The following is a 26081-nucleotide window of genomic DNA, read 5'->3' as shown; positions in this document are numbered from 1 at the left end:
AGAATTTCACATTAAATAACAAAACTCCGAGAATTAAACCTAAATAAAAATTAACCAGACATTCAAATTATTATGAAAAATATACTAACGATTGCCTTTTTTTTGCTCGCAAGTAATGTATTTGCACAATCCCAGACAGAAGCCGAGATTCTCAAATTGTCTAACCAAATATTTAAATGGGAAGTTGAAAATAAAATAGATTCTCTTGAAAACCTGTTTGATGATAAATTTATGGTTGTTAGCAGTAATGGTGAGTTTAAAACTAAAGAACAATACATAAACACCTTAAAAAGCGGAGATTTTATACATAACCGTATTGATGTAGAAGAAAATACTGCAACAGTTATAAACAATACAGCCACAGTTGTAGGGAAAGTGAGTTTTACAGTTACCATTTCTGGAAAAGTTGTCACCCTACATCTTTCCTACATGGAAGTGTTTACAAGACCTAATCCTAAAAAATCATGGAAAATAATGGCAATGCACGCTAGCGTACTACCTAATTAATTCATCCTATATACCCTTGGAGAAATATGAAACTCCTCATCAAATTATTTATTCTAATCTCAATTTTTACATAAATGAACGCATTGGCACAATCTAAAGTTGAAACTGAAATCCTCTATTTATCTCTGGACAAATTTCGTTGGAAAACAGAAGGAAGAATAGACTTAGTCAAAGATTTGTTTGATGATGACTTGGTTTTCATTCACATCACAGGACATATCACGACCAAAGCCGAATGGATCAAACAATTGAAATCAGGAAGTTTTGTTTATAACAAAATTGAACAAAAAGAAGCCGCTGTCAAAGTGTATGGAGATACTGCAGTTTTGGTGGGAAAAGCCTACTTCACGGTCAATGGTGGCAGCTTATATAAACTGGTTTATACCGAAGTGTACACCAAGAAAAACGAAAAGTGGAAATTAGTTAATCTCCACACTACATCAGGGAATTTTTAATTTAAAATAAAAGAAATCATGCAAAAAAGAAAACTAGGAAATGACGGATTAGAAGTTTCCGCACTTGGATTAGGTTGTATGGGACTCAGTTTTGGATATGGTCCGGCAACTAATAAAGAAGAAGCAATACAATTAATTAGAGCAGCGTATGAGCAAGGGGTTACTTTTTTTGATACCGCAGAAGCCTATGGTGCTGATAACGAAAAATTGCTGGGAGAAGCCTTAGCTCCCTTTCGTAAAGAAGTAGTTATAGCGACTAAATTCGGATTTAGAGAAGGTGATTCCAGTAAAGGTCAAGACAGTAGACCAGAACGAATTAGAGCCGTAGCTGAAAAATCATTACAATACTTAAAAACTGATGTAATCGACTTGTTTTACCAACACCGTGTTGATACAAATGTACCTATCGAAGAGGTTGCAGGCACCATACAAGATTTAATCAAAGAAGGTAAAATTAAGCATTGGGGACTTTCGGAAGCGGGTGCAGCGACTATTCGTAAAGCACATGCCGTTCAGCCAGTTGCGGCACTGCAAAGTGAATACTCTTTATGGTGGAGAGAACCGGAACTAGAAATCATTCCGACTCTTGAAGAATTAGGTATTGGTTTTGTTCCGTTTAGTCCGTTAGGAAAAGGTTTCTTGACTGGAAAAATCGACGAAAACACTACATTCGACAGTACTGATTTTAGAAATATCGTACCTCGTTTTTCTCCAGATGCCCGTAAAGCCAATCAGATAATGGTTGATTTACTAAACACTATAGCGACACAAAAAAATGCAACACCTGCCCAAATAGCATTGGCTTGGTTGTTAGCACAAAAGCCATGGATTGTTCCAATTCCTGGTACTACAAAACTACACCGATTGACAGAAAATATCGGAGCGGCAAATGTAGTGCTTACCTCTTCTGATTTACAAAAAATAGAAGCAGCAGCTAGCCAAATACAAATAGAAGGAGCGCGCTATCCGGAACACTTGCAAAAAAGAGTAGGCAAATAATTTGTTTGAAATTAGCACTATTAAAAAGATGAACGACGTAGAAACCATAGCCGATTTTTATAAGCGAAAATACGATTGGTTGCCCGAAAATATCAGCAATGAAATAGGGCATTTCAATGTATTTAAGTTAGAAAACTATCTAGGCAAACAGGCAAAGCCCGTACCTTATAAACGCAGAGACTATTTTAAAATAACGTTGCTCATTGGTGAAAGTAAAATTGAGTATGCCGATAAAGCAATTGAACTAAAAAAACAGGCTTTGGTATTTTCCAATCCGCAAATTCCTTACCGTTGGGAACATACTGAAGGCATTCGTAGTGGTTTCTTTTGTGTGTTCGATCAGGCATTTTTTCATCAATACGGCAATCTGAACCAGTATTCCATTTTTCAGCCCGATGGCAATCATGTTTTTGAACTCAACGATGAACAGGTAAAACTATTGAACGAAGTATATCTTCGTATGTTTGATGAAATCGATTCTGATTATATTCATAAGTATGATGTACTTCGTACGGTTATAAGCGAAATCATTCATTTTGCAATGAAAATGCAGCCTGCTTCACCACTCAATAAACAGTCCTTTAATGCTTCGCAAAGGATTTTGACATTGTTTTTGGAACTCTTGGAACGACAATTTCCTATCGATGAAACCCATCAAAGTGTAAACCTGCGTTCGGCTTCTGATTTTGCAGAAAAACTGAATGTACACGTTAATCATTTGAACCGTGCCATAAAAGAAACTACCGACAAAACTACTTCGCGAATTATTGCCGAACGTCTATTGCAGGAAGCCAAAATTCTTTTGAAACAAACTTCATGGACAGTAACCGAAGTTGCTTTTGCCTTAGGTTTCAATGAAGTAACCCACTTCAATAATTTTTTTAAAAAACACGTTCAAGCAAGCCCCATAAAATTTAGAAATGTTTGATTTTTAGCAACTAAATTTCACAATTAACACATTAATAACCAATTATTTAATACATTTATTCCATAATCGAGTCAAACAAAAAATTAAACATATTTTAATTAAAACAGCTATAAAATGAATACAAATACAACAACAAATGTAAAAGCTTACGGTACAGTAGCAGCTGATGTTCCTTTAAAACAAATGGATATCCAACGCAGAAACATTACGGCAAAAGATATTGAAATCGAAATTTTGTATTGCGGTGTTTGTCACTCTGACTTACACACTGCCAGAAATGATTGGGGATTTACGACTTATCCTGCTGTTCCTGGCCACGAAATTGTGGGGAAAGTAACCCAAGTAGGAAGTGACGTTACCAAACTGAAAGTGGGAGATTTTGCTGCAGTAGGCTGTTTGGTAGATTCTTGCCACACCTGCGATAACTGCAAAAAAGACTTGGAACAATATTGTACAACCGGGTGGATTGGGACCTACGGCAGCCCTGACAAGCATTTGGGTGGAATGACTCTTGGAGGTTATTCGGAAAAAATTGTGGTAGATGAACACTTCGTTTTAAAAGTACCTGCTAATCTTGATTTGGCTGCTACAGCACCTTTGCTATGTGCAGGAATTACCACTTGGTCACCACTTCGCCACTGGAAAGTTGGGAAAGGGAGTAAAGTTGCCGTTATTGGTTTAGGCGGATTGGGACACATGGCCATAAAACTAGCTAAAGGTTTGGGTGCTGAAGTTACCCTTTTCTCCAGATCACTTGATAAAGAAAAAGACGCTTTGGAATTGGGTGCAGATGCCGTAATTATCTCAACTGACGAAACTCAAATGAGTGCTGTAAACGGAAAATTTGATTTAATTATTGACACTGTTCCATATGTTCATGATGTAAATCCTTATGTAGGAACTTTAAATACTAACGGAACTTTAGTTTTGGTAGGTTATTTGGGTGGTTTGGAACCTATTTTAAATACGGTACCGATGATAATGGGAAGGAAATCAGTTGCAGGCTCTTTAATTGGTGGAATTGCCGAAACACAGGAAATGTTAGATTTTTGTGGGGAGCACAATATTGTATCCGAAATTGAAATAATTAAAATGCAGGATATTAATGAAGCGTATGAAAGAATGCTAAAAAGTGATGTTCGGTACCGTTTTGTAATTGATATGGCGTCGCTTAAAAGCTAAAAAATATGAACACAACAGATGATAACGAACAAAAACCAATTTTCGCTCAAGGTGATAAAGCAAATCCTGATTATTTTACGGGAAATGCCTGGGTTAAATTATTAGTAAATGAAAATGAGTTTAATAGCGTAATTGGTAACGTAACTTTTGATGCGGGAGCCAGAAACAATTGGCACACTCATCCGGGAGGTCAAATTCTCATAGTAACCGATGGAACTGGTTATTATCAGGAAAAAGGCAAACCGATACAATTGATTCAAAGAGGTGATGTTATTAAAATACCAGCCGATGTTAAACATTGGCATGGTGCTGCAACTGATAGTGCATTAACTCATATCGCTATTACCGCTGTTACTCCAAAAGGAGCTGTAGACTGGTTGGAAAGAGTAACCGATGAAGAATACAATAGTTACAAACAGTAAGGATGACTTTTAAGGAAAGGTATTCGATTGCTGTCCCAGTGACTACATAATTCTTTTCAATTGAAAATAAAACCCTGTAAATCGTATTATTTACAGGGTTTTTAGTTTTTACTAATCCCATTTTTACCTTTAACCTGAGTTCGATTATTAACTGCTTGATTTTTAATACCTATTATCCCGTAGGGATTTTATATTGGTAGAAAAAATAAAGTTTATTGATTTTGTCCCGTTAGGGACTATACATTTTTCTCTAAATCCGTTTAGTCCCTCCGGGACAAATGACTACAACACATTGATTTTACTACCAATATAAAATCCCTACGGGATAAAATAATAATCGAACTCAGGTTTTTAGGAAAATCCAAATTAAACCCAACTTATGAGATACTAATTATTGTAAAATGATTACCTATTTAATACTGAGATAAGATTTAAATCATTGTGTAAAAAAAATTATAGTAAGTTTGTAAATGAATCCCATTGAATTTTTTTAAAAAATAACAATAATGAGTTTAAAAGATTTATTAGACAGTAGTAAAGACAAAAGCCTTTCTGGACAAAAGTGGCATATGCTAAGACAAGCTATCGTAAAACGATTATTGTCTGCCGGTAATGCTACAATAGCAGAATTAAGTTCTGAGCTACAATCTAGTGTTCCAACGGTAACTAAAGCCGTTAACGAATTATTGCCAGAAGGCTATGTGGTAGATCTGGGGAAAATCACCAATAGTGGCGGAAGACGACCTTCACTCTATAGTATCAATCCAACTTGTGCTTACTTTTTAGGGGTCGAAGTGAGTATAGCCAATATGTCTATAGGCTTACAAAACATTAAAAACGAATTTGTCAGTATTGAATTAGGAACTTCCTTTATTTTAGAAAACACACAAGAGTCACTTTTGAAATTTTGTAATCTGATCAATTCATTTATAGAAGACAGCTCTGTCGAAAAAAAGATGATTGTGGGTGTTTGCATCAACTTTTCAGGTCGTATTAATTCGATGGAAGGATTTAGCTATAATTATTTCTTTAGCGAAAACAGACCTTTAACAGAAATTATTTCAGAACAATTGGACATGCCGGTTCATTTGGAAAATGATACCAGAGCAATGACATTTGGTGAATATTGTGAAGGTGTTGTTGATGACGAACAGAATATAATATTTCTTAATTACAGTTGGGGTGTAGCCATAGGAATGATTACTGACGGTAAACTGTATTATGGAAAATCCGGTTACTCAGGGGAATTTGGTCATAGTACCATCTTTGATAACGGAATTATGTGTCAGTGTGGTAAACTTGGATGTCTGGAGACTGAAATTTCAGGTTGGTCCTTAGTAAACCAATTCAAGGCAGCCCTAAAAGAGGGAAAACAATCAAAAGTAGTTCTTGATGAGAGTTCTCCTGCTTTGCAACACCATGCTATTATTTCTGGAGCTTTTAAATTAGAAGATAGTTTGTGTGTCGATTTAGTGACAAAACAGAGCGAGAAAATGGGACGCTATTTGTCTATTCTACTCAATATCTTTAATCCTGATTTACTGGTAATTGGTGGGGATTTTGCTCAACTAGGGGATTACACCCTATTACCTATTCAATCCGCATTAAAAAAATACTCTTTAGGTTTAGTGAACCGGGATATGAAACTTAAAAAATCGACTTTAGGTCGTCGCGCTGGTGTTATTGGGGCTTGTTGCGTTATAAAAGAAAAGATGTTATCCCCATTAATAAATAACTAAAATTACTTCTAAATTTTAATTATTAAAATAATTTAATAACTACATTGTATTTATTAAATTTATTTATATATTTACACCGTGATAATAAATAACGCGGAAATAATTCTATTTTAAAATTGTTTTTTTACACTAATTTTCTACTTTCTCTTTTACAAGGAATCAAGAAAAAGCTTTAGTTCGAAACAAAACTCCGCACAAAATTACTATTACAAAAAGGAGATTCAATCTTTTAAGATTACTAATCGCTACACATATTTTGACTGTGAAGTTTTCCATTGAAATGATTTTTTCTAATGGTAAAGATTGCCTCCTAAAAAATAAAGAAAAAGTTCATATTCTTAAAATACAAAGAAAGATTTTAAGATTGCTAACATATAAAAACAACAAAATTGGGAATGCCCTTTTTTATAAAATATTCATTTGTTATCCATAAAAAAAGCCAGCACATGCTGGAAACATTGCTGGCTGGTTCTTTATAAAAGAACTGTGGTTGGAAAACAAATAAATAAACCAAGAAGGAAGAATTATTATTAACCTAACCATTACAAAAGTATGTATTTATTACCAAAAAGCAAGCCGAAAAATTATTGGCTGACCCCTAACTTCGGGAAAGCTATGAAATTAACATCCTTATTTCTAGTAGCTTTTACCGTACAAGCATCAGCTTCAGTATCGACACCGACGGTTATTTTTTTAGAAAAAAATATTCCCGTTGCAAAAGAAACGATCAAATTAGGCCTAATCCAAAAGAAAATTACAGGAAAGGTAACCAATGAAAAAGGAGAATCTTTACCTGGAGTAAATATTATTGCCAAAGGCACTACTATTTCAACACAGACCGATTTTGACGGAAATTTTACATTTGAAGTACCAGACAATATTACAACATTAGTTGTTTCTTACATAGGTCTTCAAGAGCAAGAAGTAACGATTGGAAATGCACCACTTACTATAGTTTTAAAAGAGGTGGGACAACAAATGAATGAAGTTATTGTAGTAGGTTATGGTTCGCAAAATAGAAGAACCTTAAGTACTTCAGTTTCTAAATTAGACAAAAAAGTGTTAGAAAATGTTCCTTACTCAAACGTAACTCAAGCATTACAAGGAAACGTAACTGGTTTAGTGGTACGTACCGCATCAGGACAACCTGGTAAAGCATCTAATATTTTAGTGCGTGGAGGTACATCAATTGATAATCCGGCAGGTGCAACTCCTATGTATATTGTTGACGGAGTTATTCGTACTCAAATTGATGATATTAACTCTGCTGACATTGCTTCATTACAAGTATTAAAAGATGCTGCAGCAACATCAATCTATGGAGCCCGTGCTTCTAATGGTGTAATTATTATTACAACATCAACCGGTAAAGCAGGTAAAACTAAAATCACTTATAATGTATCTACTCAAAATAGCCGAGTAGGCAAGAAATATGATTTCTTAGACGGAGGAGACTACATTAGACTGCAACGTTTAGGTTTGTATAATGCTGCCGAAATCGCCGGACTTTCAACAACAACCGGTATTGCAAGATTAGGACAATTAACAGGAGCTACTCCTGCCGGTACTGGAAATAATTTATTGAATAACACGCCTTTTGCTACCTTATTGAAATCAAATTTGGACGCACCCACTATTCAAGGTTTACAAGCTAAAGGTTGGCAAGAAATGGCAGATCCTCTAAATGCTAACAATACTATTATGTATAAAAGCACGAATTGGAATGACATTTTATTTCAAAATGCAATCACACAAAATCATACTTTAGGTTTTAGCGGTGGTGGTGATGCCGGTACTTTTGATTTAAGCTTAGGTTATCTAAAAGGAGATGGTGTTACTATATTTACTGGATACCAACGTTTTACAAGTAAATTAAATGCTTCTTTGAAATTAGCGGATAACTTTACTATAAATGGTAGAGTATTATACTCAAAATCAAGTAACAATCAAGTAGTAGCCAATAGTGTTGTTTTCAACAGATATTTAGGAAACTCCCCTACTACAAAATTATATTTAGAAGATGGTACTTTGGCTCCAGGCCAAAATAACATCAACGGAAATCCATTATACCAAATGGGTAAAGTGAAAGGAATTAATGAGAACAATAAATTGCAGATGGGTGTTGATGGTGATTTAAAACTTACTAAAGACTTAACTTTTACACCTTCATTATCACTTTATAACGAAAGTGAAAATGATAATACTTTTCAACAGGCATTTTTAAGTGGTAGCAATGGTTTAGTTGATAATACGCGTACTGCTACCAGATTAAGCAATCAAATCGCTCAATTACAATACGAAGGGGTTTTTACTTATGCTAAATCTTTGGATAATGTAGGTGATTTTCAAGCAAAATTGGGAGCGTCTAAATTCGACAGAACCATAAAAGCATTTAATGCTTCAGGGAAAGGAAGTCCTTCTGATCTTGCTCAAACGCTGGATTCATCACCAATACCGGTTTCTGTATACAGCAACAATACAAGATTAGTGTTGAACAGTGTTTTTGGTCGTGTGAATTACGATTACAAAAGCAGGTATTTTGCAACAGCTTCTTTCCGTTATGATGGCTCTTCCAGTTTAGGTCCGGATAATAAATATGGTTTTTTTCCAGGATTATCTGTAGGTTGGAATGCACATGAAGAGAAGTTTTGGAAAGTAATGCCAGAAGTTGTTTCTTCTTTCAAACTACGTGGAAGTTATGGAGTAAACGGTAATTTAGGTACTTTGGGGGATTTTCAATCCGGTGGATTATATTCAGGTACAACAAACGGATTTGCTAATAGCTACAACGGTCAATCTGCAATTGTAAATTCACAAATTGCAAACCCAGGTTTGAAATGGGAACAATCACAAACTATAAATGGAGGTTTTGATTTAGGTTTTAATCATGATAAAATTAGAGTAATTGGAGACTTTTATAACAAATTAACTTCTGATTTATTAACGAATTTAACGCTTCCTTCTAATAGTGGTTTCTCTACTGTTCTGACAAACTTAGGAGGATTAAGAAGCAAAGGTTTTGAATTAGAATTGAATGCTAATGTGTACAATCAAAATGATTGGAAAATTAGTGTAGGTGCTAATGTTTCACACAATACTAACGTAATTGAGAAACTTCCTTTCAATGGAAATGCAAACAATAGAATTGGTGGAACTGAAATTTGGGATAAAGCAAGCGGTTCTTACAAATATGTAGGTGGTTTACAGGAAGGTCAAAAAATTGGTGATTTTTATGCTCACAAACAATTATATATCCTTTCTACACAAGCACAAGCAGATGCTTATAACGCAACTACACATGATACTTATGTAACTAAAACAGCTGCAGCCGGTGGTAATCCAACTGGTAAGAAATTTGCTGGAGATGCAGTATTTGAAGATACAGATGCAAACGGCATTATTGATAGCAAAGACAGAACTTTTATGGGTAATATGTTCCCAAAATTTGTGGGAGGTTTCAATTTTAATGCGGACTATAAAGGATTCTCATTAACCGTAAGAACAGATTACTCTTTAGGAGCTACTATTTACAATGAAGCCAGAGCGCGTTTTGTAGGTCAATTTCAAGGAAATTACGGATTGTTAGCCGAAAGTTTACAGTCTTGGCAAAAAGAAGGTGACATTACGGATGTACCACGTTACCGTTGGGCAGATCAAACGAACCAAAATAACTTATTCCGTTCTGAAGCAAGTGGTGCAGCTTATAATACCAATATGTTCCAAGGAAATAGTCGCTACTACGAAAGTGGAGATTACTTATGTATAAGAGAAGTTACATTTAGTTATACCGTTCCAAAATCGATAGTTGAGAAAGCTAGATTGGCATCAGTACGTGTCTATGTAACAGGAAGTAACTTATACTATTTCACTAAATACAGTGGTTTAAGCCCCGAAGTTCAAGGGATTGATGGTGGTTCCAGTTTAGGGTTAAATTCAGCTGGATCTACAGGTACTTATCCTGTTCCAAAAAACTTTATCCTTGGTTTAAACATTGGTTTGTAAATTTTAATACTAAATATCATGAAAAAGAAAATTCTTTTATATTCTATACTTTTTACCGGTTTTTCATTATTGAACTCGTGTCAGGATGACTTAAACCTTAAATCTGAAAGCGTAATTACTTCTGCCAGTTTTTGGAAAACAGAAGACGATGCAAAAGCAGGTGTAAATGGTATGTACTTCAATTTTAGAACCCAAACCCAACAAAATTACTATTTATTGGGAGGAGCAAGAAGTGCAGAAATTACAAATGGAGTTCAATCTCCGCTAAGCTTGGCTAATTATTATAATAACAACCTGACTGCACAGAATATTGATGTGGATTGGGCTGGTTTGTATACCGTAATTCATCAAGCGAATTTGGTTTTAAAATATGTTCCGACTATTCAATTTAGTCCAACAACTGTAAATGAGCAAAAGAGATATATTGCGCAAGCGTATTCGATGCGTGCTTTGGCTTATTTTATCATGGCTCGTTCTTGGGGTGGTGTGCCAATAGTAACAACACCAACAGAAAACACCAATCAATCCGAATATATTATTCCGCGTAATACGATTGAAGAAACTTTTGCATTCATTAAGTCTGATATTGAATCAGCTATAGCTAATTATCCAGATGCAACAAACAATAAAACGCAATTATCCTTGTCATCAACTTATGCTTTAAAAGCTGATGTGAATTTGTGGACAGCAAAACAATTAGGTGGTGGAAGTACTGATTTAAACACAGCTTTGACTGCAATTAACGCTATTCCTACAGCACCATCTTTATTACCAAATTTCAAAGACGTATTTGGTTACACCAATAAAGGAAATACTGAAGTGCTTTTTGCAGTTCGTTATTCTTTAGCAGATGTGCCTTCCGCTTTATCTGATAATTGGAATTCTTTTATGTTTGTTGGACCAAGTGATTTTGCACCGCTAACAGCAGCGACAGCAACAGCAACTTTTGGAACCTTGGGAGTTGGTACAGGAAATGCAGGTATTTCAAGAGTACAACCAGATATTACACATTTCAACTTTAGCAGTACTGATACCAGAAAAACAGCTACTTATCTAACTTTATACAATGGATCGACTCCGGTAGTAACAGGTTTAGTAAAATACAATGGGACAGTCGATGGTGCTACCAGAAGATTTGTAAGCGATATCATTATTTACCGTTGGGCTGACATCTTGTTAATGAAAGCCGAAATTAAAAATGCTTTAGGTCAAGATCCATCTTCAGAAATGAATCTGGTAATGCAAAGAGCTGATGCTTCTTCCTCATTTACAAATGGTTCTCAAGCAGCTAATGACGATGTTATTTTGAATGAACGTTTGAAAGAATTAGCTTTTGAAGGGAAAGCATGGTGGGATTTAGTTCGTTTCAACAAAACGAATCTTGTGCCTTCTATGGCCGGTAAAAAGATATTGTTTCCAATATCTCAAAATACCATTAACTTTAATCCTAAAATCACTCAGAATCCATAGTAAAAAACTGGATTTAAGAAGTATAGTTTAAATAATAAGCCGGGAATATTTAAGTTCCCGGTCTATTTAAACAACATAAATAAAAGACAATTTAAAAAAATACCTCATGAAAATTGAACATTTACAAGGGCTTATCTCAGCTCCATTTACACCCTTTAACAGCAATGGAAAATTAGATGTTAGTCTAATTCCGGCTTACTATACTTTTCTAAAACAAAACGGAATAACTGGTGCTTTTATTAACGGCTCAACCGGAGAAGGTGTTTCTATAACATTAGAAGAGAAAAAAGCGGTTGCTCAAGCTTGGGCAGATTGTTCCAATCACGATGCTGATTTTAAAGTAATGGTATTCTTAGGAGGAACTTGCCTCACCGATTGCATTGACTTAGCAAAACATGCTTATGAAATAGGATTGTATGCTGTTTCTATGACTGCTCCATTTTATTTCAAGCCTGCTAATGTTGATATGTTGGCTCAATCCTGTATCGATGTTGGTAAAAATGTTCCTAACATGCCTTTCTATTATTACCACATCCCTGTATTGACAGGCGTTAACTTACCAATGTTTGATTTAGTACAAGCCTTAGACGGAAAGCTTCCTAATTTTGCAGGAGTGAAATATACGCATGAAGATTTCATGGATTTCCAAAGTTGTATGAGTTATGAAAATGGGAAATTCGATATGCTTTGGGGACGTGACGAGAATATGTTATCCGCATTAGTATTAGGTGCCAAAGGCGCTGTAGGAAGTACTTTCAATTATGCTGCTCCATTGTATTACGATTTGATTGCGGCTTTTAATGCCAATGATTTAGTTACAGCGCGTGCTTTACAGCAAAAATCAATCAACATGATTCGTTTATTGGGTAAATACGGCGGAATTTCAGTAGGTAAAGCCTACATGAAAGTCGTAGGATTGGATTTAGGTGAATTTAGATTGCCGGTCAAAAACATGAGTGCTGACCAATTTGAATTATTTAAAAAAGATGTAGCAAGTCTAAATTTTGAAGATTTCAAATCAAAATAGTTTCGTTCGTTTTATTTTAAAACAAGCACTATGAATAAATATATTTTTCCTCTAATTCTTTCCTTACTTATTATGCCGACAACTGACGCCCTTTCTCAAAAAAAAGCTGTAAACCATGTCGAATGGAAAATGGCAGCGCAACTACAAAATACAGATGGAAGTATATCATTAGGTTTTGCGGGTGCTATTAATGGTATTAGTAACGATGTTTTAATAGTTACTGGAGGTGCCAATTTCCAAGATAAAATGCCTTGGGAAGGTGGAAAAAAACACTATTCAAAAGAAATTCATGTATTGCAGAAGTGTAACGATACCTATAGCTGGAATAAAAAAGTACAAAGCACATTACCGGAACCTATCGCCTATTGTGGTGCTACTTCAACTGATTTAGGAGTGGTATATGTGGGTGGTGAAAATGAAAATGGACTTTCAAATAAAGCTTTTATTCTAAAATGGAATGCTGCTGCAACTGAGGTTGAAGCCACTTCCCTACCTGTTTTTCCAGTACATATTACCAATATAGCACTAACACATATTAAAAATGTAGTTTATGCCATTGGCGGTGATGAAACTACTAAATCTTCTGATTTATTTTTAAGTCTTGATTTAAACAGTTCTAATCCGGAGTGGAAAACATTACCAAAATTACCCATCGCTTTGGCTAATTCGGTGGTGGTGGTTCAGAAAGACAAGGATGAAACCAGTATTTATGTGATTGGTGGGAGAACCAAAACTCCTTCAGGAATAAGTGATTTGCACAATACTACTTTTGCTTTTAATATAAAAAAACAAATCTGGGAAAGTCGTGCTACCATTTCCGATGGAGAAAACACAACTAACTTTTCAGCGGGTGCAGGTGTGGCTGTGGGAAATCATTCCATTTTAATCGTTGGTGGTGATAATGGTATCGTTTTTCATAAAATAGAAACGTATTTATCCCAAATTGCACAAACCAATTCTCCTGAGGAAAAGGCTAAACTAGCTGCTGAGAAGAATCTATTAAACACTAATCATGACGGTTTTTATAAAGGAATCTTATTATACGATACCGGTACCAACTCCTGGTCTACCATTGGCGAACTGCCCTTTCTTGCTCATGTGACGACTACTGCTACGATGTGGAATGATAAAATTGTTTTGTCTAATGGGGAAATAAAACCAGGTATTCGTAGCCCTGATGTCATGTTAGGAACTATAAAGTAATTACACTCAAAATAGGTTTTAACCCCCATTTTTTCATGTCGAAAAATGAAGATAAAATCACAAATGAAATTTTAAAGCATATCAAAATATGAAAAATACAAAGTATTATCCTTGGGTAGTAGTAGGCTTGTTATGGCTTGTAGCCTTGCTAAACTATATGGACAGACAAATGCTGGCAACGATGCGTCCTTCAATGGAAACAGATATTCCTGAATTAGTATCCGGTGAGAACTTTGGACGTTTGATGGCTATTTTTCTTTGGATTTATGCTTTAATGAGTCCTATATCCGGAATTATAGCAGACAAACTAAACAGGAAATGGCTTATTGTAGGGAGCTTATTTGTTTGGTCAGCAGTAACGTATGCTATGGGATATGCAACAACTTACAATCAGGTGTATTGGTTAAGAGCCCTGATGGGAGTAAGTGAAGCTTTATATATTCCTGCCGGTTTATCACTAATAGCCGATTACCATCAGCAAAAAACAAGATCACTTGCGATTGGTATTCATATGACGGGGCTTTATGTGGGTTCAGCATTAGGAGGTTTTGGAGCTACTATTGCCGCTGCCTACTCTTGGCATACTACTTTTCATTATTTTGGAATAGTTGGTGTTTTTTATGCTTTCGTTTTGGTTTTCTTTTTAAGAGAGAAAAAAGTTGTTGAAGTAAAAACTATTGATTCTGATTTGATGCCAATAAAAGAAAAAAGTTCGCTCTTCAAAGGCATGGCTTTGTTATTCACGAACATCTCTTTTTGGGTTATCTTATTTTATTTTGCCATAATCAGCTTACCGGGCTGGGCTACAAAAAACTGGTTGCCTACCCTATTTTCAGAAAACTTAGGAATCCCTATGGAAGAAGCAGGTCCGCTAGCAACCATTGCCATTTCATTTTCATCCTTATTGGGCGTAATTTTTGGTGGTATTCTATCTGATAAATGGGTACAAAAAAATATAAAAGGCAGGGTTTACACCAGTGCGATTGGTCTGAGTTTAACAATTCCTGCTTTGTTGTTAATCGGTTTTGGACATTCATTATTCAATGTTGTAGGTGCCGCGCTTTGTTTCGGTATCGGTTACGGAATGTTTGATGCCAATAACATGCCAATTATATGTCAATTTGTTTCTTCAAAACACCGGGCGACGGCCTATGGTGTCCTCAATATGACTGGAGTTGGTTGTGGTGCATTAGTAACTTCCCTTTTAGGCAAATCCTCGGATAGCGGAACTTTAGGCTCTGGATTCGCTTTGATGGCAGGGGTTGTTATAATTGCATTAGTAGTCCAAATCAGTTTTCTGCGTCCAAAAGTGAATGATTTTGTCGATGCTTAAAATCCATTAGTATCGTTTACTAAGTTCAAATAATTGTTTTAAGTTGGGTTTGTTTTTTATCTTTTAAGGCGGAGCCTTGTGTTCCGCCTTGGGGATAATTTACGCCTATTTGTAATAATTTCTGAAAAAATAAAAACATGAATACGATAAAAAAGAATCTATTTTTAGTAGTCTTTTTCATTTCAATAGCCTTTCATTTTGAATCAGTTGCGCAAAAATCAACTCTCAAAGTGGCTTGTATTGGAGATTCCGTTACAGCGGGTTATCTCTTATCTGATGCTGCAAATGAATCCTATCCTTCGCAGCTTCAAATCTTGATGGGTGGACAATATGAGGTAAAGAATTTCGGGCATAGCGGAGCAACACTTTTGAAAAAAGGAAGCACACCCTATTTTAATACAAAGGAATGTGCCGATGCCATTGTATACAGACCTGATATAGCCATTATTCATTTGGGTTTAAATGATACAGATCCTAGAAATTGGCCGAATTATAATACGGAATTTGATGCAGATTACAGTTGGTTAATAGACACCTTAAAAAAACAAAATCCGGCTGTAAAAATTTACATCTGTCGATTGACACCCATATTTAATGAGCATCCCCGTTTTAAATCGGGAACCAGAGATTGGTTTTGGCAAATTCAATCTCATATACCCAACATTGCAAAAGCAAATCAAGTGGGTTTAATTGATTTACATGGAAAGTTATACCATCGTCCCGATCTTTTTCCTGATGCTTTACATCCAACGAAAGAAGGAGCGACTATTCTGGCCAAAACCGTTTATGAAAACATCACTCAAGATTTTGGTGGATTAAAATTAGCTGCTGTTTTCACTGACAATATGGTTTTGCAACGCAATAAACCCGTTCCGGTTTATGGAACCGCTAATGGAGGTGATACAATAGAAGTGACTTTTAAACAACAAAAAAAGAACGTCATTGCCGACGAATATGGAAAATGGAAAATTACTTTTCCCGCTATGACACAAGGTGGACCTTATGAAATGACTATTCAATCTAAGGATACAAAAATTGTTTTAAAGAACATTCTGGTTGGAGATGTTTGGTTTTGTTCCGGACAGTCAAATATGGCATTTCAACTTCAAAACTCAGAAAATGGTTCGGCAGAAGTAAAAAAAGCAATCGCAAATACTACTATTCGGTTATTCAATGCCAAAGCAATCCGTGATACTGATGAAACGGCTTGGGATTCTATAACATTAGTTAAAACCAATCAGCTGCAATTCTTTTCCGGAAGTTGGTCAGTATGTGATTCGATAAGTGCCAAAGATTTCTCTGCCATTGCCTATTACTTTGGTAAAAACATCGCCCACGAAGAAAATGTACCTGTGGGTTTAATTCAAGTTGCCGTTGGCGGATCACCGATAGAATCCTGGATTGACAGATACACCTTGGAACACGACGATAAAGTAGTTGATGTATTAACCAACTGGCGTAAATCAGATTTCATCATGCCATGGGTCAGAGAACGTGCCAATGTAAATTTGAAAAATGCTACAAATGTAAAACAACGTCATCCATATGATCCTTGTTACAATTTTGAAGCTGGAGTTGAAGCCTTTACAAAATTCCCGATAAAAGGTGTGATTTGGTACCAAGGCGAAAGCAATGCACATAATGTTGAATTGTATGAACATCTCATGCCTACATTAGTAGAAAGTTGGCGCAACGCCTGGGGGGCTAGCCTACCCTTCTATTATGTACAATTATCAAGTATTGATCGACCATCTTGGCCAGCATTCAGAGATATGCAAAATAGATTGCAAAATAAAATACCTAACAGCGGGATGGCTATTAGTATGGATTATGGAGATGCTCTCAATGTACATCCCATTAAGAAAAAAGAAGTGGCTGATCGTTTGGCGCTTTTGGCCTTGCGGTATACCTATGGAAAAGCTGTAATTGCGAATGGTCCTTACGCTTTGAAAGCCATAAAAAAAGGCGACAACATTCTAGTTTCATTTGCATTTGCAAAACAATTAACTACTTCGGACAAAAAAGAATTAATTGGTTTTGAATTGGTAAATGACAAGGGAATCCACATTCAAAGCAATGCAACTATCGTGAAAAATCAAGTATTAATTACGGTCCCAAAAAGAGAAAAAATAAAAACCGTTTTATATGCATGGAAACCGTTTACTACAGCCAATTTAGTGAATGAAGCAGGACTTCCATGTTCCACTTTCAAACTAGAATTAAATCCTGCTACTGAAAACTAAAAAAAGTCAAATCCTTTATTTACTGACTAAACGAGACAAAAAAATAACATCTAGTACACATAAAAAATACTAGTTACAAAACATATATTAAAAAATGAGCTATTCAAAAACAGATCTTCTCAGCTTAAAAGATTTTTATCAGAATCAATTATTAAATGATACTGTGCCCTTTTGGTTTCCACGTTCAATCGATACCGAGTTTGGAGGTTATTTATTAATGCGTGATCAAGATGGAAGTTTGATTGATGATGACAAAGCAGTATGGATACAAGGGCGCGCCGCTTGGTTATTGGCTACGCTTTACAATACAGTCGAACCAAAACAAGAATGGTTAGAAGGTTCTAAAACAGGCATCGATTTTTTAAACAACCACTGCTTTGATACCGATGGACGAATGTTTTTTCACGTAACACGCGACGGACAACCCATACGCAAACGCCGTTATTATTTTTCGGAAACCTTTGCGGTTATTGCGATGTCAGCTTACGCAAAAGCAAGCGGTGATGAGGCTGCTGCCGAAAAAGCACGTTTTTTATTTGGAAAATGCATCGAATATTCAACTACATCTAATTTATTAGAACCTAAATTCACTGCTACTCGACCGTCAAAAGGAATTGGCACTCCTATGATTATGATAAACACGGCCCAACAATTACGGGAAAATATAGGCGACCCACGTTGTGATGAATGGATTGATACTTGGATTACTGAAATTGAAACCGATTTTGTAAAAGATGATATTAAATGTGTGATGGAACAAGTAGCGCCAGATGGTTCTATTATAGACCACATTGATGGGCGCACGTTGAATCCCGGTCACGCTATTGAAGGAGCTTGGTTCATCTTGCATGAAGCTAAATATCGCAACAATGATCCTCATTTAATTGAATTGGGCTGCAAAATGCTCGATTATATGTGGGAACGCGGATGGGATAAAGAACATGGAGGTATTCTATATTACCGTGATGTATATGACAAACCTGTTCAGGAATACTGGCAGGATATGAAGTTTTGGTGGCCTCATAACGAAGTGATTATTGCAACGCTACTGGCCTACACCATGACAGGCGATGAAAAATATGCAACTTGGCACAAAATGGTACATGATTATGCGTACAGCAAATTCCATGATGCAGCAAATGGAGAATGGTTTGGCTATTTACATAAAGACGGAACTATTGCCCAAACGGCAAAAGGAAATATGTTTAAAGGACCGTTTCATTTGCCAAGACAGGAATGGTATTGTTTGCAACTACTTAATGAGTATTTAAAAGACAATAAGAATGTTGCCAGTAGTAAACTAGATGTAACACATTTAAATTATAAAAAATGAAACAAGCCATTGTTAACGGAATTGTACATACTGGCGATGAAATAAATAATGATGTCATTATAATAGAAAATGGAATAATTATTTCTGTTCAAAAAGAAATTCCCAATACTATTCCCCTAATTGATTTGAAAGGAGAACACATTTCTGCTGGTTTCATAGACATCCAAATAAATGGTGGAGAGCAACTTTATTTTAGCCAAACTCCAACAGAAGAAACCATTCAAGATATTTATGAAACCAGTTTGAAATATGGTACCACTCATGTACTTCCATGCCTGATATCGTCTTCCAAAGAAACCATTCTTGAAGGAATTGAAGCCATTCGCAGTTATAAAGCTAAATACAATAACGGAGTACTAGGAATGCATCTGGAAGGTCCTTTTTTGAATCCTTTAAAACGTGGTGCACATAGTATTAATCAGGTTCGTAAACCTACCAATTCCGAATTAGAAGAAATTATCCGTCACGGTAAAGATGTGATAAAAGTAATCACAATTGCTCCGGAATGTTTTACAGACGAGCAATTGGATATGCTATTAGAAAGCGACATCGTCATTTCGGCGGGGCATTCTACCATGACCTACAAAGAAGCGCAATATTACTTTTCTAAAGGGATTAAATTGGTTACCCATTTGTTTAATGCGATGACTCAATTTGGGCATCGGGAACCCGGTTTAGTTGGTGCAACATTCGAAAATGAATCTGTTTATGCACCTGTTATTTTAGATGGTGCGCATTGTGATTATGCCGCTGCTAGATTAGCATATAAACTAAAGAAAGACAAATTCTTTTTAATCAGTGATGCTGCTTTTTTAGGACGTAAAGTTTCCAGTTTTAAATGGGAAAATTTTGATGCCCATCTCGATAATGGCTTTTACAGAAATGATGAAGGTAATCTAGCCGGGGCCAGTATTTCGATGAAAGAAGCCGTTCAGAATGCATTCAATCATTTGAACGTATCAGCTGATGAAGCGATTAAAATGGCGACTTGCCGAGTAGCAGCCGCTATTAACATGGAACATCAATTGGGTAAAATAAAACCGGGATTCCCGGCAAGTTTTGTCACTTTCAATGATAATCTGTCAAGAATAGAAACCAGAAACTATAATCCGATTTAAACACTATATTTTGAATACTGCAACTAAAACTATAGCAATTTCAGGTACAACTAAATCCAAAGAATGGAAACTCATTTTTATTGGAATAGTGTTTGCTTTTTTATGGGCATCAGCATCAACTGCCACTAAAATAGGGCTGGATTCTGCGCAACCCTTTGTGATTTCTATTTTTAGATTTCTAATTGCCGGGACAATCATGTTGTTTGTAACGCACCTAGTGATGCGTAATCGAATGCCTTCAAAAAAAGAATGGGTACAGATTAGTATTTATGGAGTATTGAATATTTCATTTTACCTTGGTTTGTACGTAATCGCCATGCAACAAGTATCGGCGGGTTTGGGAAGTTTGGCTGTAGCCACCAATCCAGTTTTTATTGCATTGATGTCAGCAGTTTGGTTATCCCACAAAATCAGGTTCCAAAATATTCTTAGTTTGATACTTTGTTTTGTCGGCGTAATTTTAGCAGCCTATCCCCTTTTGCAAAACAGTTTTGCAACTCTTAACGGAATACTTATTTTATTGGCAAGCATGATTGCTTATTCGTTAGGAACCATTTACTATTCCCGTGCCAATTGGAAAGGATTGCATATTTTAACTATTAATGGCTGGCAGACTATTATTGGCGGTATTTTTTTGTTGCCTGTTTTAGCGGCAACCTACCAACCCGATCAAAATATTTTTGATGCTAAATTTTGGGCTTCCGTTTCTTGGTTAGCAATTCCGGTATCTATAGGAGCAGTTCAATTTTGGTTATACCTGTTGAAAAACAATCCAATCAAAGCTTCCTATTGGCTTTTTTTATGTCCAATATTTGGTTTTATAATTGCTCATTTCATGATGAATGAACCTATTAGTTTATATACTTTTTTGGGTGTTGCCTTTGTAATAAGCGGATTATATATCAGTATGTCTTTAAAAAATAAATAATAAAAACGTAAGTAATTAACTCAAATAGAAAATAAAATGAAAAGTGTTTTAGAAATTAAACCTGACATCAGCTATAAAAGTGCCGGTAAATTTGAAGAAACGAGATTTGAAAAAATTCACAATGCCATTTTTAAAAATTCGGTTGAAGCTTCAAAAATTGTTGCACAAGAAATAGCAGCATTAATTAGATCCAAGCAAGCCGTAAACAAATCTTGCGTACTTGGTTTAGCTACTGGCTCTTCTCCTATAAAGGTTTATGAAGAATTAGTGCGAATGCATAAAGAAGAAGGACTAAGCTTTAGTAATGTAGTGACTTTCAATTTGGATGAATACTATCCAATGACGAAAGAAAACAACCAAAGCTATCATTATTTCATGCATCAGCATCTTTTTAATCATATCGATATTAAACCGGAAAATGTAAATGTTCCTGACGGAACGGTAGCGATTGATGAACTGAATCAATATTGCGTTGATTATGAAATAAAAATAAAAGATGCCGGAGGACTTGATTTCCAATTATTGGGAATTGGTCGTACGGGACACGTAGGTTTCAATGAACCGGGATCCCACATCAATTCAGGAACCCGAATCATTACTTTGGATCATATCACTAGAATAGATGCATCGTCAGATTTTAATGGTATTGATAACGTTCCAAAAAGAGCCATTACCATGGGAGTTTCTACTATTTTGAGATCCAAAAGAATTGTATTAATGGCTTGGGGCCAAAATAAAGCGTCCATCATAAAGAGAACCATTCAAGGAGAAATAAGCTCTGAGGTTCCTGCTACATTTTTGCAAAATCATACCAATACCACTTTCGTTTTAGACCAATCGGCAGCTTCCGAATTAACTCGATTTGAAACACCGTGGTTGGTAGGAGAATGCATTTGGACAACAGAATTAAAAAACAAAGCCATTGTTTGGCTCTGCCAAGAAACAAAACAATCGATATTAAAACTGACCGATAGGGATTACAACAATAACGGAATGTCGGATCTTTTGGCGCAAGAAGGTTCTGCGTATGATTTGAATATTAATATGTTCAATGTATTGCAGCATACCATAACAGGATGGCCGGGAGGAAAACCCAATACGGATGATTCCCACAGACCCGAAAGAGCCAATCCTGCCAAAAAAAGAATCATTCTTTTTAGTCCGCATCCGGATGATGACGTGATTTCTATGGGAGGAACTTTTTCTAAATTGATAAAACAAGGTCATGATGTTCATGTAGTGTATCAAACTTCTGGAAATATTGCTGTTACAGATGATGAAGCATTGAAATTTGCTGAAGTTTGCAATGATTTTATTGGAGAAACCGATTGTAATATTGATTTTCCTGCGGTAATCAATTTCATTAATAACAAAACCGAAAATCAAATTGATTCTCTTGAAGTTCGAAAATTAAAAGGCTTAATCAGACGTCGTGAATCGTATGCCGCAACAAGATACATTGGGTTAAAAGATGAAAACACACACTTTTTAGACCTTCCTTTTTATGAAACCGGCCGAGTGAAGAAAAACCCATTGGGTCCTGAAGATGTTGCCATAGTTGCAGCGATTATTGCAAAAATAAAACCGCATCAGGTTTTTGCTGCTGGTGATTTGGCAGATCCACACGGTACTCATGAAGTTTGCTTGAATGCCATATTTTCCGCCATGAAACAACTCAAATCAAAACCTTACATGAGTGATTGTTGGTTATGGTTGTACAGAGGTGCTTGGCATGAATGGGATATCCATGAAATAGACATGGCCGTTCCCTTAAGTCCTGATGAAGTTTTGCTAAAAAGACATGCTATTTTGTATCATCAATCCCAAAAAGACAGGGTAATGTTTCAAGGAAACGACTCTAGAGAATTTTGGGTTAGAGCCGAAGATCGCAACAAAAATACCGCAAAGATTTACGACGATTTAGGTCTTGCTGAATATGAGGCTATTGAAGCTTTTAAACGTTTTGATTATTAAAAAACAACCGTAAATTCAAATAACAAAACTCAGTTTGAGAACCATGATAAATGGGTTCTAAACTGAGTTTTTTCTATTTTTACTCTACATCTATTTAAATTATAAATTTTGTAGTTTTACTCCCTATATTTGAATCTTTACATGAAAAATAAATTAATTAACATTCCTCCTATACCTGCAGTACTCTTCGCAATAATAAGTGTGCAATCAGGAGCGGCTATTGCTAAAGGTCTTTTTCCTGTTATAGGTGCTGCTGGAACTGCTTCTTTGAGAATTGGTATTTCAGCATTGCTATTACTGGCTGTTTACAGGCCAAACCTAAAAAAAATTACTGCCAACCAATGGAAATTAGTAATTCCTTACGGTTTGTCTTTGGGTGCGATGAATTTGGTTTTTTACCTTGCAATAGAAAGAATTCCAATTGGACTTGCTGTTACACTAGAATTCATAGGTCCGTTATTGGTAGCCGTTTTGGGTTCAAAACGGATGATTGATTTTTTCTGGGTCTTGCTGGCAGCCGCAGGAATTGTTTTGATCGCTCCATGGTCAAGTAATGGTATAGACCTCTTAGGGGTAGTATTTGCGCTTTTAGCGGGTGCACTATGGGCCGCTTATATCGTATTAGGAGGAAAAATTTCTAAAATAATGAAAGGCGGAGAGGCTGTAGCAACAGGAATGCTCTTTGCTGCAATACTAATTGTACCCTTTGGAATTCTAGGAAATGGGTTAAACAGCCTTACTCCAAAACTTTTCTCCTTAGGTATAGCACTCGCTCTTTTGTCAAGTGCGATTCCTTTTACACTGGAAATGAAAGCACTCGGTCAGCTTCCTGCCCGTACATTCAGTATTTTAATGAGTTTAGAACCTGCTGCTGCATCAATTTGTGGGCTTATATTTTTACAAGAATACCTTACTTTTAATGAAGTTTTAGCAGTACTTTTTGTGGTAATAGCTTCTGCTGGATCAACAATTACTTCCAGAAGACAAGAAAATTAATACGGACTTCACTTAAACAAAAAGCCTGTAAATTCTAAGATTTACAGGCTTTTTTAATTTTTAAAATCAGTATCGTTTTAATTGCCCGTTTCTTTTTTAGAATCCTGAACCATTTTATCATTTGCGGTAATTGCAAATTCTACACGGCGGTTTTGACTTCTGCCTTCCGGTGTATCATTAGTAGCAATTGGATCCGCAATTCCAAAACCAGACGTTTTGAATCTACTTGTTTTTAACCCTTTTAAAACCAAATAATCCTTAACTGATACTGCTCTTTTTTGAGAAAGTGTCAAATTATATTCTGGTTTACCTGTATTATCAGTATAACCAAAAATCTCAATATTTGTATCCGCATAACTATTAAATACAGGAATCAATTTATCTAAATTAGCTTTAGCTTGAATGGTTAAAGTCGTTTTATTAGTATCAAAGCGAACAGCATCCTCTTTCAAAGTCAAGTGAATTCCTTCACCTACTCTTTCTACATCGGCACCTGGCAAAGCTTGATCAATTTCTCTGGCTTGCTTATCCATTTTATTTCCAATAAGAGCGCCTGTTCCTCCACCAACTGCAGCACCAATAGCCGCTCCCAAAGCAGCATTACCACCTTTTCCTAAATTATTACCTAGAATCCCACCGATTAATGCTCCTGCTGCAACACCAATTCCAGTACCTTTTTGAGTATTATTAGCATTTTTAACCGCATCGCAACTTGTAAAAAGGCTGCTTACAACAAACAAGACACTTAAACTTAGAATGGCTATTTTTTTCATAATACGTATGTTTTTTTATTAGTTAATTTTTTTAAATTGATAAACAACATCAGTGAGTTTTTCTCCAACAGCTATTTTATCAATTAACTGAAAAGAGTTTTCAGACTGATTAGCAATACCTAAAACAAATCCAGTTCTCACTTTTTTTGATTTTAAACCTTCATCTAAAATCTTCATAACAAACTGTCCTTCTTTATTTACAAACCAAGTTATAGCTGAACTATAAGCGGTACAATTAGGGCTATTCAATGTCATATTCCCTTTGTTGTTATTCGAAATAAATTTCCATTGGCTTCCTTCAAAGCATTTTGAATCAGCAAGATCAAACGAATTAACTTTAATATAGTCTGAGCCGGGATAAATAACATTAGTGATTTCCCAATTCCCTTTCATTGCAACTTGAGAAGGTCTGTCTAATTTTGCATTTGTAACTGAGGTTGACTTACATGCAACTATCAAAAAAGAGACAGCACATAATAAAATGATTTTCTTCATGCATTTAAAATTTAATAAATTAAAATTCAACAAAACATAGCATTGCTTTATTGAAAATAGATATGTTAGTACACAAATCAAGAATTGAAATGTGCTTTTTCATTATTTGATTAATTTGTCCTGTCATCAATAATTGCTTCAGGAGCATTCGTTTTTACGGATGCAATTCCATTATCACGTGAAGCTTCGCTCTCATATAGCTGACTTGTGCCGATTATTTGACCATTGGTAGCTTTCAGATTAAAATAAGGCTTACCATTTGAAGCTATTTTGCAATCAAACTTTGAATCATCCTGTGAATTACGCTTCACAGATTCAATTCCTTTTTCACAATTAGGTTTTGTCGTGTAACCTTCACTGCTAAGAATTGTTTGACCATTATTGGCTGTTAAATTGAACTGAAACTCCCCGTTTGTTCTTTTGGTAATTACAAATTTTCCCATTTTTAAATTGATTGTTTTAAGTTTTTTATGTTTTTACTATTTTGAATTTGTTTATGTGGAGATGTGGTTCGGTAAAAAAAATGACGCAATTCCTTTACCATTTCTAATTTTGTTATTGAGATATCAAATAAAATTATATTACTTACATTTTTCATTTTGTTCAATATTTCTTTATTATAAGTACATACTAAGATTTGAACTCCCATTTTATACACTTCAACAAAATCAAATAAATCTGCTTCTGAATACACCACAAAAACAACGATTGAAAACTTCTTTTCTATGTCATTTAAGTTCTCATTCTTTTTAAACTTTTGAAAATCAAAATTTTTATTAAATTCATATTTTAAAAATCTGGCAAAATAATGTTGTTTATCATAAACCAAAATTTGCTCTAACGTCCTATTTATCATGATCGAATTTATTTAATTTGGTATAAATTCTACCTTAACCTCTTTTTACAATTATCCCCGAATAATTTGATTAAAATCAATTTATACTCCGTTTCATT

22 protein-coding genes are annotated in these 26081 nt (G+C 35.4%); 18 read left to right on the top strand and 4 right to left on the bottom strand.

Annotated features, from left to right (window positions below; translation table 11 throughout):
* Positions 1–72 precede the first annotated feature (72 nt).
* From OA85_RS10620 to OA85_RS10535, 18 genes are all read left to right on the top strand, one after another.
* Entirely contained in the window at positions 73–507 is a 435-nt protein-coding gene (locus OA85_RS10620) for a nuclear transport factor 2 family protein (protein WP_039109729.1), read from the top strand.
* Between the two features lie 74 nt (positions 508–581).
* Positions 582–962, top strand: coding sequence for a nuclear transport factor 2 family protein (locus OA85_RS10615; protein WP_039109728.1), 381 nt, complete (start codon positions 582–584; stop codon positions 960–962).
* Between the two features lie 18 nt (positions 963–980).
* A complete protein-coding gene (locus OA85_RS10610; RefSeq protein WP_039109727.1) occupies positions 981–1961 on the top strand; it encodes an aldo/keto reductase in 981 nt (326 codons plus the stop codon).
* 28 nt (positions 1962–1989) lie between these two features.
* The gene (locus OA85_RS10605; RefSeq protein WP_039109726.1) at positions 1990–2889 is read left to right on the top strand and encodes an AraC family transcriptional regulator; all 900 of its coding nucleotides are present in this window, start codon (positions 1990–1992) and stop codon (positions 2887–2889) included.
* Between the two features lie 114 nt (positions 2890–3003).
* The gene (locus OA85_RS10600) at positions 3004–4071 is read left to right on the top strand and encodes an NAD(P)-dependent alcohol dehydrogenase (protein WP_039109725.1); all 1068 of its coding nucleotides are present in this window, start codon (positions 3004–3006) and stop codon (positions 4069–4071) included.
* 5 nt (positions 4072–4076) lie between these two features.
* A complete protein-coding gene (locus OA85_RS10595) occupies positions 4077–4493 on the top strand; it encodes a cupin domain-containing protein (RefSeq protein ID WP_039109724.1) in 417 nt (138 codons plus the stop codon).
* Positions 4494–4999: 506 nt separating this feature from the next.
* Positions 5000–6232: an ROK family transcriptional regulator gene (locus tag OA85_RS10590; protein WP_039109723.1), complete on the top strand. Its 1233-nt coding sequence runs from the start codon at positions 5000–5002 to the stop codon at positions 6230–6232.
* 615 nt (positions 6233–6847) lie between these two features.
* Positions 6848–10234, top strand: coding sequence for a TonB-dependent receptor (locus tag OA85_RS10585; protein WP_197056075.1), 3387 nt, complete (start codon positions 6848–6850; stop codon positions 10232–10234).
* Positions 10235–10252: 18 nt separating this feature from the next.
* Complete coding sequence (locus OA85_RS10580) at positions 10253–11704, top strand: RagB/SusD family nutrient uptake outer membrane protein (RefSeq protein WP_052257214.1); 1452 nt, start codon at positions 10253–10255, stop codon at positions 11702–11704.
* Positions 11705–11810: 106 nt separating this feature from the next.
* A complete protein-coding gene (locus OA85_RS10575) occupies positions 11811–12731 on the top strand; it encodes a dihydrodipicolinate synthase family protein (protein WP_039109721.1) in 921 nt (306 codons plus the stop codon).
* Positions 12732–12761: 30 nt separating this feature from the next.
* The gene (locus tag OA85_RS10570; RefSeq protein ID WP_039109720.1) at positions 12762–13934 is read left to right on the top strand and encodes a galactose oxidase; all 1173 of its coding nucleotides are present in this window, start codon (positions 12762–12764) and stop codon (positions 13932–13934) included.
* An 88-nt stretch (positions 13935–14022) separates the two neighbouring features.
* The gene (locus tag OA85_RS10565; RefSeq protein WP_039109719.1) at positions 14023–15267 is read left to right on the top strand and encodes an MFS transporter; all 1245 of its coding nucleotides are present in this window, start codon (positions 14023–14025) and stop codon (positions 15265–15267) included.
* A 137-nt stretch (positions 15268–15404) separates the two neighbouring features.
* The gene (locus OA85_RS10560; protein ID WP_231557098.1) at positions 15405–17510 is read left to right on the top strand and encodes a GDSL-type esterase/lipase family protein; all 2106 of its coding nucleotides are present in this window, start codon (positions 15405–15407) and stop codon (positions 17508–17510) included.
* Between the two features lie 94 nt (positions 17511–17604).
* Positions 17605–18843, top strand: a complete 1239-nt coding sequence (locus tag OA85_RS10555) for an AGE family epimerase/isomerase (RefSeq protein WP_039109718.1) — start codon at positions 17605–17607, stop codon at positions 18841–18843.
* Complete coding sequence (nagA, locus tag OA85_RS10550; RefSeq protein ID WP_039109717.1) at positions 18840–19961, top strand: N-acetylglucosamine-6-phosphate deacetylase; 1122 nt, start codon at positions 18840–18842, stop codon at positions 19959–19961. The genes OA85_RS10555 and nagA overlap by 4 nt, the downstream gene beginning before the upstream one ends.
* Positions 19962–19971: 10 nt before the next feature.
* Positions 19972–20889: a DMT family transporter gene (locus OA85_RS10545; protein WP_197056074.1), complete on the top strand. Its 918-nt coding sequence runs from the start codon at positions 19972–19974 to the stop codon at positions 20887–20889.
* A gap of 36 nt (positions 20890–20925) precedes the next feature.
* On the top strand, positions 20926–22863 hold the full coding sequence (gene nagB, locus OA85_RS10540) for a glucosamine-6-phosphate deaminase (protein ID WP_039109716.1): 1938 nt from the start codon (positions 20926–20928) through the stop codon (positions 22861–22863).
* 141 nt (positions 22864–23004) lie between these two features.
* On the top strand, positions 23005–23859 hold the full coding sequence (locus OA85_RS10535; protein WP_039109715.1) for a DMT family transporter: 855 nt from the start codon (positions 23005–23007) through the stop codon (positions 23857–23859).
* Positions 23860–23936: 77 nt separating this feature from the next.
* Here the strand turns inward: OA85_RS10535 and OA85_RS10530 are convergent, their stop codons facing one another.
* The 4 genes from OA85_RS10530 to OA85_RS10515 all read right to left on the bottom strand — a co-directional run bounded on the left by OA85_RS10530 (position 23937) and on the right by OA85_RS10515 (position 25983).
* Positions 23937–24632: an OmpA family protein gene (locus OA85_RS10530; RefSeq protein ID WP_039109714.1), complete on the bottom strand. Its 696-nt coding sequence runs from the start codon at positions 24630–24632 to the stop codon at positions 23937–23939.
* 18 nt (positions 24633–24650) lie between these two features.
* Complete coding sequence (locus tag OA85_RS10525; protein ID WP_039109713.1) at positions 24651–25127, bottom strand: lipocalin family protein; 477 nt, start codon at positions 25125–25127, stop codon at positions 24651–24653.
* 110 nt (positions 25128–25237) lie between these two features.
* The gene (locus OA85_RS10520) at positions 25238–25570 is read right to left on the bottom strand and encodes a YegP family protein (protein ID WP_039109712.1); all 333 of its coding nucleotides are present in this window, start codon (positions 25568–25570) and stop codon (positions 25238–25240) included.
* A gap of 2 nt (positions 25571–25572) precedes the next feature.
* Positions 25573–25983: a hypothetical protein gene (locus tag OA85_RS10515; RefSeq protein WP_039109711.1), complete on the bottom strand. Its 411-nt coding sequence runs from the start codon at positions 25981–25983 to the stop codon at positions 25573–25575.
* Positions 25984–26081: the final 98 nt, after the last annotated feature.

The organism is Flavobacterium sp. AED (assembly GCF_000812945.1).
GTDB lineage: Bacteria > Bacteroidota > Bacteroidia > Flavobacteriales > Flavobacteriaceae > Flavobacterium.
Note: the sequence above shows the minus strand (reverse complement) of the source record. Positions and strands in the feature narration are given on the sequence as shown.